Raw genomic sequence first — 12,340 nt, 5'->3', positions numbered from 1 at the left:
TTCACCAGCGCCCGCCCCCGACGCGCCCGCGGGCGCCACCCTGCCGGAGGGAACCGATGCGCACCGTCCTGCGCCGCCCCGACTTCCGCCTGCTCTTCGCCGCGATGGTGGCGAGCATGGCGGCGGAGTCCATCCTGTTGCTCGCGCCGGCCGTCTGGGTGAAGGACCTGACCGGCTCCGACGGCATGGCCGGGGCGACCGTCTTCGCCGTCATCGCGCCGATGGCGCTGGCCCCGCTGGTGGGCTGGGTGGTCGACCGCCACCGCCGCCGGCCCTTCTTCATCGCCGCCAACCTGACCGCCGCCGTGCTGCTCGGCCCGCTGTTCACCGTGCGGGACCGGGACGACGTCTGGGTGATCTACGTGGTCGCGGGCCTCTACGGCCTGTCCTCGATCACCGTGGCCGCCGTGCTCAACGGGCTGATCCGGCAACTGCTCCCGCCCGATCTGCTGGGCGACGCGAACGGGGCGCTCCAGACCGTCCGGCAGGGGCTGCGGCTGATCGGACCGCTCGCCGGGGCCGGCATCTACGCCGCCGTCGGTGGCTGGCTGCTGGCGGCGCTGGCCATCGGCGGCTTCCTGACCGCCGCGGCGGTGGTCGGGCTGCTCCGGGTCGACGAGGGCGTGCCGCCGGGATCCGGCCGCCACCGGCCGACCGGGCTGGGCGCCGGGCTGCGCCACCTGACCCGCGAGCGGGCGCTGCGCCGGGCGCTCGTCGGGTACGGGCTCGGTTCGCTGGTGATGGGCTTCACCGAGTCGCTGATCTTCGCGTACGTCGATCAGGGTCTGCGCCGCGACGCCGCGTTCGTCGCCGTGCTGGTCCTGGTGCAGGGGATCGGTGGCCTGATCGGTGGCCTGTTCTCGGCCGCCGTGGTCCGCCGCCTGGGCGAACTCGGCACGCTGGCCGCCGGGGTGACGTTCTTCGGCCCGGCCGCGCTGGCGCTGGCGTACCCCCGGCTCTGGCTCGGGGTGGTGGCGCTGCTGCTGGCCGGCGTCTCGCTGCCGCTGACCATGGTGGGGTTGCACACGCTGGTCCAGCGGCGGACGCCGCCGGGCCTGCTGGGCCGGGTCACCGCCGCGTCGCGGGCGCTCGTCAGCGGGCCGCAGGCGGCCTCCATCGGCGCCGGTGCGCTGCTCGTGGGCGTCTTCGACTACCGGCTGCTGTTCGCGCTGGTGGGGGTGATCACCATGGCCGCCGGCCTGTACCTCTGGCGGGGCCGTGGGCTCACCCCGCCGGGCGCCGGCCCGGCCCGCGTGCCGGGCCCCCGCCGGCCGCTCGACGACGAGATGCTCGCCACCACCGAGCGGCGCCGCGCACGCTGAGCGACGACGAGCGGCCACACCCCGGAGGGTACGGCCGCTCGTCGGGTGCGGTCAGCTCAGCCGGGAAGCGCGGCGAGGTGCTGCTTGACCTGGTTGATCGAGGGGTTGGTCAGGGCGCTGCCGTCGGCGAAGCGCAGCGTCGGCACGGTCTGGTTGCCGCCGTTGACACCCATCACGAACTCCGCGGCCGCGGTGTCCTGCTCGATGTCGACCACCTCGTACGCGATGCCCTCCCGGTCGAGCTGCGACTTCAGCCGGTGGCAGTAGCCGCACCACGGGGTGGAATACATCGTCAACATGGTCAGGTCCTCCAAGGATGGCTCACGCCCGGCCCGTTCAGGCCAGGCTAACCTCTGCAACATCCGGCGGGGCTGGGATGATTCCCTGCTGTGGGGGCTCACTCAACGGCGGAACGGGTGCTGACCGGGCTGGATCCGGAGCAGCGGTCCGCGGTGACCGCCCCGGCCGGCCCGGTCTGCATCCTGGCCGGCGCCGGCACCGGCAAGACCCGGGCGGTGACCTCGCGGATCGCGTACCGGGCGCTGACCGGGGACATCGCCGCCCGGCACGTGTTGGCGGTCACGTTCACCGCCCGCGCCGCAGCCGAGATGCGAAGCCGCCTCACCGTGCTCGGGGTGCAGGGTGTGCAGGCGCGCACGTTCCACGCGGCGGCGCTGCGCCAGGTCCGCTACTTCGCCCCCCGGCTGCTGGCCGGGCGGGCCATGCCGGAGCTGCTGGACAGCAAGGTGCGGGTGGTCACCCTGGCCGCCGCCAAGGTGGGCCTGCGGGCCGACCGGGCCGCCGCCCGGGACCTCGCGGCCGAGATCGAGTGGGCCAAGTCCTCCCTGGTCGAGCCCGGCGAGTACGTGGTGGCCGCGGCCAAGGCGCTGCGCGAGACGCCGCACGAGCCGGCGCGGGTGGCCGAGGTGTTCAGCGCGTACGAGCGGCTCAAGCGCGGCAACGGGGTGATCGACTTCGAGGACATGCTGCGCGCCGCGGTCTGGGGCATCGAGGAGCACCCGGACGTGGCCGAGCAGGTGCGCAACCAGTACCGGCACTTCGTCGTCGACGAGTACCAGGACGTCAACCCGCTCCAGCAGCGGCTGCTGGAGGTGTGGCTCGGCGGCCGGGACGACCTCACCGTGGTCGGCGACGCCAGTCAGACCATCTACTCGTTCACCGGCGCGACCTCGTCGTACCTGGTCGACTTCCCGCGCCACCACCGCGGCGCGACGGTGGTCCGGCTGGTCCGCGACTACCGCTCCACCCCGCAGGTGGTGGGCCTGGCCAATGCCGTGATCTCGGCGGCCCGGGGCGCCGAGGCGCGGCTGCGGCTGGAGCTGCACGGCCAGCGTCGCCCCGGCCCGGAGCCGGAGCTGCGGATCTTCACCGACGAGCCGGCCGAGGCCAACGCCGTCGCCGCCCGCTGCCGGGCGCTCGTGGCCGGCGGCACCCCGGCGCGGGAGATCGCGGTGCTGTTCCGCACCAACGCGCAGTCCGAGGCGTACGAGAAGGCGTTGACCGAGGCCGAGGTGCCCTACGTGTTGCAGGGCGCGGAGCGGTTCTTCGAGCGACCCGAGGTGCGCCAGGCCATGATCGCGTTGCGCGCCGCCACGCGGTCCGTCCCCGGGGAGACGCCGCTGAAGACGGCCGTGGTGGACGCGCTCGGCGCGGTCGGCTGGGCACCGGACGCGCCGCCGGCCGGCGGCGCCGCACGTGAACGCTGGGAGGCGCTCGCCGCGCTGGTCCAGCTCGCCGAGGAGTACGCGGCGACGCCGCCGGTGGTGCCGATCGGGGAGGCCGCCTCGATCGAGCGGCCGGTGACGCTCACCGACTTCACCGAGGAGCTTGCCCGGCGGGCCGCCCAGCAGCACGTGCCCACGGTCGAGGGGGTGACGCTCGCGTCGCTGCACTCGGCCAAGGGCCTGGAGTGGGACGCGGTGTTCCTGGTCGGGCTGGCCGAGGGCACGCTGCCCACCACGTACGCGAAGACGCCCGAGCAGGTCGAGGAGGAACGGCGGCTGCTCTACGTCGGGATCACCCGGGCGCGGGAGTGGCTGTGGCTGTCGTACGCGGCGGCCCGCTCGCCCGGCGGTCGGGCCCGGCGGCCGTCTCGTTTCCTGCCGCAACTGGACCGTTCCGGCGGCGGTGAGCGGGCCGGCGGCGCGGGCCCGGCCCGGCGGGCCGAGCGGCGCCGACCGCAGGTGGTGTCCTGCCGGATCTGCGGCGCCACGCTGCTCGCCGGCGCGGACCGCAAACTGGGCCGCTGCCCGACCTGCCCGTCGGACCTGGACGAGGAGCTGTACGAGCGGCTGCGGGAGTGGCGGCAGCGGGTAGCCGGCGCGCAGCGGGTGCCGGCGTACGTGGTCTTCACCGATGCCACGCTCACCGCGCTCGCGGAGCGGAAGCCGGTGCGCACCGAGGAACTGGTCGCGATCGCCGGGATCGGGCCCCGGAAAGTGGGGCTTTACGGCGATACGGTGCTGGCGCTGGTGGCCGGCGCGACGGTGGACGACGTCTGCCCACAGAAAACTTCTGAAAACTAGCGGTAAATCGTTTGCCCTCCCCTGCGGGCGAGGAATAGCCTCAGGGCACACCTCGAAGCGGCGCTGTTCTGGCTGCTCACGGGGGATGAGTCCACGGTCGGCACGAGGAAGGTCAGGGAGGTGGCACCAATGGAGATTTACCTCTACGAGCGTCCGGCGGCGATGCCAGCTGCCTGCGCTCCGCTGTCGGCTGTCCGGGTGGCCCTCGCCGCTCGACCGTCGGCTCCGCAGGTGCACCAGGCCCAGGTTCAGGCCGAGCTGAATCTGACCGTTGCACCGCCGCGTGGAGTCGAGGGGACCAGTGGCTTCACGGGCATGGGCATCGGCGTCAAGAAGCGCACCGATGTCCGCGGCGTTCCACCTCGAGGTAGACCGGTCTGATCCATCAGACCACCGGCTCACCTCGAGGCCGCGGAACCCGCACACCGGGATCCGCGGCCTCAGTTTTTTGTGCACCGCCGTAGTGCCGAAGTCGGAAATGCGATCCACGAGATCGAAGTGAGAGAGAGGTGACCGGAGGATGAGTCTGGCGTTGGCCCCACTCGACGTGAGCGTCGAGGTGGAGGCGAACCTGCCCTGCCGGAAGTTCGACCCCGACCTGTGGTTCTCCGACCAGCCCGCCGAGCTTGAGCTGGCCAAGTCGCTCTGCGGGGACTGCCCGCTGCGCGTCGAGTGCCTGGCCGGCGCGGTGGAGCGGGCCGAGCCCTGGGGCGTCTGGGGCGGCGAGATCTTCGAGCGTGGCGCGGTCGTCCCGCGCAAGCGGCCCCGTGGCCGCCCGCGTAAGGAGGACGTCGCCCGCGACGCCCAGCTCCGGGTCGAGGCGGAGGCGCGACTGGCGGCCAGTGGGCTGTCCGAGTCGCGTAGCGCCGTCCGGCTGGCAGCCTGACACACCTACGTTCCGAAGCCGACCGATGCCGGTGTCCCTCCACCGGCCGAGATGAGAGAGAAAAACGATGCTGCACCTGCCGAATGGAACCGAGATGCAACTACTCCACGAAGCGTTGTCCCGGGCTCGAATGCCCCGGCCTCAGGCCGGTCGCACCACCACGAGCACTGAGGCAACCCGTTCCGCCCGTACCGTCGCCATGCGGAGTCGCGGCCAGTCGGCCCGCGACCTGGGCGTTCTCTAGATCGACACCTGAGGAAGGGGCGGCGACCGGATGGTCGCCGCCCCTTCGGCGTGCCTCTGCCCTCAGGCCACCGGGGCGAAGCCGGGCAGCCAGCGTTCCAGGATCTCCCGGTAGGACGCCTTCGCCTCCAACTGGCAGAGCACCCCGATCGAACCAAGCGTCACCCGGTGGATCATCAGGTAGGACGGTGGCAGGTTGAGCTGGCGGCTGAGCTGGTAGGCGGCGGAGCGTGGGCTGGCCAGTCGGGCCGCCTCGGCGCGCAGCCACGCCCGGGTGAAGCGGAACTCGTCCGCCGCGATCGGCTCCAGCATCGGGCGGAGGAAGTCGAGCACCGCCGGGGCGTCGATCGGCTCGGACTGGCTGACGAAACCCTCGCCACGCAGGCCGTCCACCACCCCGTCGGCGTCCCCGCGCAGCGCGAGCGCGGCGATCCGACCGATCGGCTCGGGCGTGCCCTCCGGCAGCCGGGCCACCGCGCCGAAGTCGATCACACCGAGCCGGCCGTCCGGCAGCAGCCGGAAGTTGCCCGGATGCGGATCGGCGTGCAGCAGCCCGGCCCGCTCCGGCGCGGACAGGTGCAGCTCGGCCATCAGCTGCCCGGACCGGTCGCGCTGCTCCTCGGTGCCCTCCCGGATGATCTGGGAGAGCGGGATGCCCTCGACCCACTCGGTGATCAACACCCGGGGCGCGGCGTCGAGGACCTCCGGGATGAAGATGTCCGGGTCGTCGACGTACGCGGCGGCGAAGGCCCGCTGCGACTCGGCCTCCAACTCGTAGTCCAGCTCCTCGGTGATCCGCTCGCGCAGCTCGGCCAGGAGCGGCTTGACGTCCAGGCCCGGCTGGATGGCCCGGAACATGCCGCCCAGCCGGGAGAGCTGCTTGAGGTCGGCGAGCAGGGCGTCACCGGCGCCCGGGTACTGGATCTTCACGGCCACGTCCCGGTGCCGCGGGCCGCCGCCCGGACCGTACCCCGGGTCACGCCAGACCGCCCGGTGCACCTGCCCGATGCTGGCCGCGGCGGCCGGGGTGTCGTCGAAGGAGACGAACCGGTCCCGCCAGTCCGGCCCGAGCTGCTCGGCGAGCACCTTGTGCACGGTCGCGGCGGGCAGCGGCGGGGCGGCCTCCTGAAGCTTGGTGAGCGCCTGCCGGTAGGGCGCGGCGACCTCCTCGGGCAGCGCCGCCTCGAACACGGACAGGGCCTGGCCGAACTTCATCGCCCCGCCCTTGAGCTGACCGAGGACGCTGAACAACTGTTCGGCCGTGCGTTGCTGGATCTCGGCGGAGATGACGTCGGACGCGAGCCCGGTGACCCGCTTGCCCATGCCGAGGACGGTTCGACCGGCGAATCCGAGCGGCAGGGCGGCGAGTTTGGCGGTGCGGGACACGGCCCGCCGCGGGATGTCGGTCACCCGACCATTGTTACCGACGCGAGGGGCCGGCTGCTGCCGTGCGGCCGGGAGCGGCCGGGGCCGACCGGATCGGGCGACGCCCGCAGCAGCCGCAGGACGGATGCGGGGACCAGCGGCGATGCCGGAAGCGCCCGGCGCCCCGGACCTCCACCGCGACGCCGAGCGTCTCCGGTGTGCCGCCGTCGAGCTGGTTCAGCGCCTCGGCCGTCGCGAACGCCGCCGCGGCGAGCCGGGTGGCGGTCACGCAGGCCGGCTCGCCGTGGTCGGCCGCGAGTTGGGCGGCGAGCGCCGGCCAGTCCGGGTCCCGGTCGCCCCGGTGCAGGTCGAGGCAACGCAGGCAGGGGCCGGCGGGCGGACGGACCAGTGGCCCGATCACGGGTACGCCGCCGCGCACGTCGAGCAGGAGGTGGGGCTGCCGGCGGAGGGCGTGCCCGAGGGCGAGCGCCTCGGCCGGTCGGCCCACACCGAGCTGCACCACCAGGTGGGGCCGGGCCGCCCGCAGCGGGCCGGTGGCCGTGCCCGGCGCGCACCGGCTCAGCGTCTCGCGTACCGCCGGGGCCAGTGGCCGACCCAGCTCCGCGCCGGGCAGGCCGGTCCCGACCAGGTCGCCGGCGCGGACCGGGCCGGACAGGTCGGGTACGACGTGCCCGACCCCGGCCTGGGCCAGCGCGACGGCGACCGCGGCACCGAGCCGGCCCGAGCCGGTGAGCAGCACCCGGGCGGCCCGGCGGCGGCGCAACAGCCGGGCCGGCGTGCCGGGCAGGTCGGGTGCGGCCAGGCCCAGGGCGTCCGCCTCCGCGACCAGCCGGGCCCGGGGCGCCCCGGCGAGGTCGCGGGGGAGCAGGGTGTGTCCCGGTACGACCAGACCGGCGGCCCGGAGCGCGTCGAGCAGGGCGCGGGCCTCGTCCGGTGGCACCCGGGCGGTGGTGGCCGCGGCCAGCACGGCGCGCTCGCTGCGGGTGCCGTCGAGCAGGTCGAGCAGATGGGTGGTGCCCGGGGTGGCGACCTCCAGCAGCACCGCCGGGCCGGGTTCCAGGCCGAGCTGAAGGGTGTGCCGGTCACGCCAGAGGCGGGTCAGGCCGGGCAGCAGGGTGGGACGGGGAAGCGGAGTGGGAGAGGTCACGCCACGAATGGTGACCGTTTCCAAGCGCTCCGTCATTCGTTGTCCACAGGCGCGGTGCGCCATGGCCAGCGTTGTCCACAGGATTTCGCGGGTTTTCCACAACCCGTCGGTAACTGAGTCGGATGCCCGACGGGGGAGGGGCGGCCGAGGCCACTCCTCCCCCGGTCGAACCCGGACGGGTCAGACCTTGGCCTTGCCCAGGATGCGGTTCACTGTTGTGCCGCACACCGGGCACTTGCCCTTGGCCATGTTCATGCCGGTCTTCGAAACCTCCACGTGCCCCTCGAAGTCCCGCTTCTCCTTGCACTTGACGCAGTAACCGTTGTAGGTCTGGGCCTGGTCGGCCACGGTAGCCTCCTCATCTCGTCCGCCGAAGGTGTCCCCGGCGGGTCTCCCTGCGGCGGGCCACGAGTGGCACCGGCGCCGGGGGGTTCTCCGCGATCAGTCTCCTGATCGCTGGTTGGCGGACCCTACCCAGGTCTGGGGGGTTCCATGTCAGCTGCACGCCGACTCTGTGAGCAAGTCGACGACGAGAGTGTGCATGCCGAGTAACGTCGGATAAGTCAGTTTCGCGGGGACACGCCGGGTAAATGCGCTCAGATCCCCTTCGCGCGACCCTCCCGCGACCGGCCCGTCGTAGATCACTTAACGTGAGGGGCGGCGGACAGGTGATGGTCAACTACCGTCGCAAAGAAATTTTTCGGGACTCTTGGGAACCAATCATCGTTTTCCGGGCGCGTGTCGTCGTGTTGACTCTTGCGGAGCCCTGGTCAGTACGCATTACCGTTCCCTCGTGACAGTCAACCGAGGCTGCGCGAGCCGGTAATGGCCGGGACGCGGAAGCCCGTCGTCGAGGTGCGGCGCAGCCAGCGCCGGCGACGCACAGTGTCCGCGTACCGGGACGGGGAACGTGTCGTCGTCCTCATCCCCGACCAGTTCTCCCGGGCCGAGGAGAGCGAGTGGGTCGACCGGATGTTGGCCCGGCTGGCGGCCCGCGAGGGCCGGTTCGCCCGCTCGGACGCCGAGCTGCTGGCCCGGGCCGCCCGACTGATCGGGCTCTACCTGCCGGAACACGGCTCGGCCGCCGAGCCGGCGAGCGTCCGCTGGGTGACCAACCAGAACGGCCGCTGGGGCTCCTGCACCCCGGCCGACCGCACCATCCGGATCTCCCACCGCATCCAGGACATGCCCGACTGGGTGATCGACTACGTCCTCCTCCACGAGCTGGCGCACCTGATCGTTCCCAGCCACAACGCAAAGTTCTGGGCCCTGGTCGCCCGCTATCCCCGGGCCGAGCGGGCCCGCGGCTACCTGGAGGGCGTGGCCGCCACCGCCGGCGTCCCCTGACCCCCGCCCCAACGCGCCGCCCACCCGACAAACGCCCCCACCTGGTGCGTGCGCCCTTACCCCTCCGTGCGCCCCACCCAGTGCGTCGATCATGAAGTTGACGGCACGCTCCGTCCGATATGTCGCGGCTAACTTCATGATCGACCTGCGCGGGTGTGCGGGTGTGCGGGTGTGCGGGTGGGTAGGTGGGTGGGGAGAAGGGGCTAGGGTCGGCGGATGGTTCGACGTGTGGTGGTGGCGTTGCTCGGACCGGTGGGCTGGGCGCCGCCGGGGATCGAGCCGGCGCGGTGGCGGACCGCCCTCGCCGAGGATGTGGTGGACCTGCTGGCCACGCTGAACGAGGTGGAGACCGCGGTGGCGGTCACCCCGGCGGACCGCTGGCTGGCCGACGCGGTGGTGTGGCCGGGCACCGCCGTGTACGAGGTACCCGAGCCCACCCCGAACGCCGTCTTCGCGACGCTCACCGGTTACGACCAGGCGGCCGTGGTCGCCGCCGACGCACCAGACGTGCCCGGACTGACGCTCGGCAAGCTGCTCCGGCCGTTGTCCAGCCGACCGGTGGCGGTCGCCCCGGTGGAGGGGGACGCTTCGGGCCTGCTCGGGGTGGCCGTGCGGCTGCCGATACCGGAGTGGTTGCCAACGCTGGACCTTGACGCGTCTGCGCCAGCCGAGGTGCGCGCGGCGGCACCCCGGCCCGGGGACGTGGCCGTGACCGCCGGCTGGCGCCGACTACGCGGCCCGGCCGACCTCGGTGCCCTCGACCCGGCCTTCGAGGGCTGGGAGGCGACCCGGGCGCTGCTCTCCGGCCGCCCAGCCTGACCGCCTGTCCCACGCGGGCTGGGGCTGGGTTCTCGTCGCCCGACCAGCGTTCGCCCGCGCTCGCCGCCCAAGAAGGCTGACCGTGCGCCGCCCCGGCCCAAACGGTCGATGGGACAGCGGACAGAGAGACGGTTGGGCCCGCACGACGATCCGTGCGGGCCCGACCGGTGTGCGACGTCAGGACTTGTCGTCGTCCTCGCCCGGGGTCGGCTCCTCCGGCGCGCCCGGCGCCGAGAAGTCGAAGCTCGCCAGCTCCTCGTCCAGGTCGCTGCCGGTCGTCGCGAAACCCTGCGGGTCGGCGAAGTCGTCGTCGGAGGGGAGCAGGTCGGGGTGGCCCCAGATCGCGTCCCGGCCGGCGATGCCACGCTGCTCGGTCAGCGCCGCCCAGAGCACCGTCGCCTCCCGCAGCCGGCGTGGCCGCAGTTCGAGGCCGACCAGGGCGGCGAACGTCTGTTCCGCCGGGCCACCCGCGGCCCGGCGGCGGCGGAACGCCTCGCCGAGGCGTACGACGTTGGGCAGGCGGTCACCGGCGGCGCTGTCCACCACGTGGCACACCCAGCCCTCGACCAGGGCGAGGACGGTCTCCAGCCGGGCCAGCGACGCTTTCTGCGCCGGGGTGTCCTCGGGGGTGAAGATGCCCTCCAGGGCGATCGCCTGCATCGACTCCGGGTCGGTCGGGTCGACCCGGCCCATCGCCTCCTCGATCGCCTCCCGGTTGACCCGGATGCCGGCGGCGTAGTTCTCCACCGCCGTCAGCACGTGCCCGCGCAGCCACGGCACGTGCTGGAAGAGCCGCTGGTGGGCGGCCTCACGCAGGGCCACGTAGAGGCGTACCTCGTCCTCCGGCAGCTCCAGGCCCTCGCCGTACACCTTGATGTTGGCCGGGATGAGCGCGGCGGTGCCGGCGGGGCCCAGCGGCAGGCCGATGTCGCCGGCGGAGAGCACCTCGGCGGCGAGTGAGCCGAGGGCCTGGCCGAGCTGCCCGCCGAAGAGCGCGCCGCCGAGCGTGGCGACCATCGACTGCATCGGGCCGAGTTGGGCCCGCGCCTCCGGCGGCACCAGGTCGCCCATCGCGCCGACCATCCGGCTGGCCACCGGGTCGCAGAGCTTGCGCCACACGTCGAGCGTCTTGAAGATCCACTCGTTGCGGTTCCAGGCGACCGACGAGCGGATGCCGGTGGGCCACGAGGTCGCCGGCTCCAGCCAGAGATCGGCGATCCGCAACGCGTCCTCGACCGCGTTGCGTTCGAACGGCGAGACCGCCGGGTCACCGGCGGCGGCGAGCTGACTCGCGGCGACCTGCCGGGCGAGGTCCCAGTTGACCGGCCCGCTGCCCGGCGCGGACAGCAGGTGCTGCAACTGCGACATGAACTGCTGCATCTGCGCGGGGTCGTTGGGGTCTGGTGGTTGACCACCCGGGAGCGCGAAGCCGAACGGAATATCAGGCACGACCTCTACGGTACGCGGGCTGCGCCGCAGGTCGTGCCCGTCGGCGTTGCGCTGAGGGCGAAGTCCGCGGTCACCGTGCCGGACGGCGCGGGACGGATCGGTACGCTCTGGCGCATGAGACGTCGTGGCCTGACCGTCCTGCTCGGTGCGCTGCTCACCGCTCTGCTCAGCGTCGGCGTGTTGAGCGTGCCCCTGCCGTACGTGGTGCTCGGCCCCGGCCCGACGGTCAACACGCTCGGCAGCGCGGACGGCAAGGAGATCATCCAGGTCACCGGTCGCGCGACGTCCACCTCCGCCGGGCAGCTCCGGCTCACCACGGTCGGGGTGCAGCCCACCGTCCGGCTCCGGTCGGCGCTGGCCGGTTGGTTCTCCTCGGACGAGGCGGTGGTGCCGCGGGAGCTGGTCTACCCGCCGGGGGAGTCGCAGGAGCAGGTCGAGCAGCGCAACGCGGAGGACTTCCAGAACTCGCAGACCAGCGCCGAGACGGCGGCCCTGCGCGAGTTGGGCTATCCGATCCGGGTGCGGGTCAAGACCGTCACCCCGGGTGGGCCGTCGGTGGACGTGTTCCGGCCCGACGACGTGCTCACCTCGGTCGACGGCACGCCTGTCACCAGCGCGGCCAAGCTCACCGAGCTGATCCGGGCCAAGCCGGCCGGCACCGCCCTGACGATCGGTTACACCCGGGGCGGCACCCCGGGCACGGCCACGGTGACCAGCCGGGAGCAGGACGGACGGCCGCGCATCGGCGTCGAGATCGACCAGCAGCAGCCGCATCCGTTCACGCTGAAGATCGACCTCGGTGACATCGGCGGGCCGAGCGCCGGGCTGATGTTCACCCTCGGCATCATCGACAAGCTCGAACCCGCGGACCTGACCGGCGGGAAGGTCATCGCCGGCACCGGCACCATCGACGACGAGGGGCAGGTCGGTCCGATCGGCGGCATCGCGCAGAAGCTGGTCGGCGCCAAGGAGGCCGGAGCGAAGGTCTTCCTGGTGCCCGCGGACAACTGCGCCGAGGCGGTGCGGAACCCGCAACCGGACCTGCCGCTGCTGCGGGTGGCGACGCTCGACGACGCGCTCACGGCGCTGGAGATGCTCCGCGCCGGAGGACAACCGACGCGCTGCTGAGCCGGAGCGGTCAACTCCCGCCGGCGATCGTGACGTGACCTTGACCCGACGTGTTCAGGAACACCCC

At 73.1% G+C, this 12,340-nt stretch carries 12 protein-coding genes; 7 read left to right on the top strand and 5 right to left on the bottom strand.

What is annotated here, in order from left to right; genetic code table 11:
• Nucleotides 1–56 precede the first annotated feature (56 nt).
• Nucleotides 57–1,322: an MFS transporter gene (locus tag O7613_RS20710; protein WP_281586793.1), complete on the top strand. Its 1,266-nt coding sequence runs from the start codon at nt 57–59 to the stop codon at nt 1,320–1,322.
• A 56-nt stretch (nt 1,323–1,378) separates the two neighbouring features.
• Here the strand turns inward: O7613_RS20710 and O7613_RS20705 are convergent, their stop codons facing one another.
• On the bottom strand, nt 1,379–1,621 hold the full coding sequence (locus O7613_RS20705) for a mycoredoxin (RefSeq protein ID WP_091068606.1): 243 nt from the start codon (nt 1,619–1,621) through the stop codon (nt 1,379–1,381).
• Between the two features lie 90 nt (nt 1,622–1,711).
• Between O7613_RS20705 and O7613_RS20700 the strand changes: the two genes are divergently transcribed.
• From O7613_RS20700 to O7613_RS20690, 3 genes are all read left to right on the top strand, one after another.
• Entirely contained in the window at nt 1,712–3,868 is a 2,157-nt protein-coding gene (locus tag O7613_RS20700; protein ID WP_282289652.1) for an ATP-dependent DNA helicase UvrD2, read from the top strand.
• Between the two features lie 129 nt (nt 3,869–3,997).
• Entirely contained in the window at nt 3,998–4,249 is a 252-nt protein-coding gene (locus tag O7613_RS20695) for a hypothetical protein (RefSeq protein ID WP_281586795.1), read from the top strand.
• Nucleotides 4,250–4,388: 139 nt separating this feature from the next.
• Nucleotides 4,389–4,754 (top strand): WhiB family transcriptional regulator, encoded by a 366-nt coding sequence (locus O7613_RS20690; RefSeq protein WP_281586796.1) that lies wholly within the window; start codon nt 4,389–4,391, stop codon nt 4,752–4,754.
• A gap of 306 nt (nt 4,755–5,060) precedes the next feature.
• Here O7613_RS20690 and O7613_RS20685 read toward each other — a convergent pair whose 3' ends face one another.
• The 3 genes from O7613_RS20685 to O7613_RS20675 form a co-directional block, all read right to left on the bottom strand.
• Complete coding sequence (locus O7613_RS20685) at nt 5,061–6,407, bottom strand: AarF/ABC1/UbiB kinase family protein (RefSeq protein ID WP_282289651.1); 1,347 nt, start codon at nt 6,405–6,407, stop codon at nt 5,061–5,063.
• A 10-nt stretch (nt 6,408–6,417) separates the two neighbouring features.
• The gene (locus O7613_RS20680; protein WP_282289650.1) at nt 6,418–7,530 is read right to left on the bottom strand and encodes a TOMM precursor leader peptide-binding protein; all 1,113 of its coding nucleotides are present in this window, start codon (nt 7,528–7,530) and stop codon (nt 6,418–6,420) included.
• Nucleotides 7,531–7,710: 180 nt separating this feature from the next.
• Complete coding sequence (locus tag O7613_RS20675) at nt 7,711–7,878, bottom strand: DUF5679 domain-containing protein (RefSeq protein ID WP_007464795.1); 168 nt, start codon at nt 7,876–7,878, stop codon at nt 7,711–7,713.
• Nucleotides 7,879–8,355: 477 nt separating this feature from the next.
• Here O7613_RS20675 and O7613_RS20670 point away from each other — a divergent pair, with 477 nt between their 5' ends.
• Complete coding sequence (locus tag O7613_RS20670) at nt 8,356–8,877, top strand: M48 family metallopeptidase (RefSeq protein WP_281586799.1); 522 nt, start codon at nt 8,356–8,358, stop codon at nt 8,875–8,877.
• A 216-nt stretch (nt 8,878–9,093) separates the two neighbouring features.
• A complete protein-coding gene (locus O7613_RS20665) occupies nt 9,094–9,696 on the top strand; it encodes a hypothetical protein (RefSeq protein ID WP_281586800.1) in 603 nt (200 codons plus the stop codon).
• Nucleotides 9,697–9,873: 177 nt separating this feature from the next.
• Here O7613_RS20665 and O7613_RS20660 read toward each other — a convergent pair whose 3' ends face one another.
• Nucleotides 9,874–11,145, bottom strand: a complete 1,272-nt coding sequence (locus O7613_RS20660) for a zinc-dependent metalloprotease (protein WP_281586801.1) — start codon at nt 11,143–11,145, stop codon at nt 9,874–9,876.
• A gap of 114 nt (nt 11,146–11,259) precedes the next feature.
• Between O7613_RS20660 and O7613_RS20655 the strand changes: the two genes are divergently transcribed.
• Nucleotides 11,260–12,273 (top strand): PDZ domain-containing protein, encoded by a 1,014-nt coding sequence (locus tag O7613_RS20655; RefSeq protein ID WP_282289649.1) that lies wholly within the window; start codon nt 11,260–11,262, stop codon nt 12,271–12,273.
• Nucleotides 12,274–12,340 lie beyond the last annotated feature (67 nt).

Origin of the sequence: Micromonospora sp. WMMD975, from assembly GCF_029581215.1 — a bacterium.
Classification (GTDB): Bacteria; Actinomycetota; Actinomycetes; order Mycobacteriales; family Micromonosporaceae; genus Micromonospora.
This window is presented reverse-complemented; position numbering and strand designations above follow the sequence as displayed.

What these genes read in the sequence shown, in the direction of transcription:
- O7613_RS20710 (WP_281586793.1), top strand. Translation starts at nt 57, where the DNA reads ATGCGCACCGTCCTGCGCCGCCCCGACTTCCGCCTGCTCTTCGCCGCG.
- O7613_RS20705 (WP_091068606.1), bottom strand. Translation starts at nt 1,621, where the DNA reads ATGTTGACGATGTATTCCACCCCGTGGTGCGGCTACTGCCACCGGCTG.
- O7613_RS20695 (WP_281586795.1), top strand. Translation starts at nt 3,998, where the DNA reads ATGGAGATTTACCTCTACGAGCGTCCGGCGGCGATGCCAGCTGCCTGC.
- O7613_RS20690 (WP_281586796.1), top strand. Translation starts at nt 4,389, where the DNA reads ATGAGTCTGGCGTTGGCCCCACTCGACGTGAGCGTCGAGGTGGAGGCG.
- O7613_RS20670 (WP_281586799.1), top strand. Translation starts at nt 8,356, where the DNA reads ATGGCCGGGACGCGGAAGCCCGTCGTCGAGGTGCGGCGCAGCCAGCGC.
- O7613_RS20665 (WP_281586800.1), top strand. Translation starts at nt 9,094, where the DNA reads ATGGTTCGACGTGTGGTGGTGGCGTTGCTCGGACCGGTGGGCTGGGCG.
- O7613_RS20655 (WP_282289649.1), top strand. Translation starts at nt 11,260, where the DNA reads ATGAGACGTCGTGGCCTGACCGTCCTGCTCGGTGCGCTGCTCACCGCT.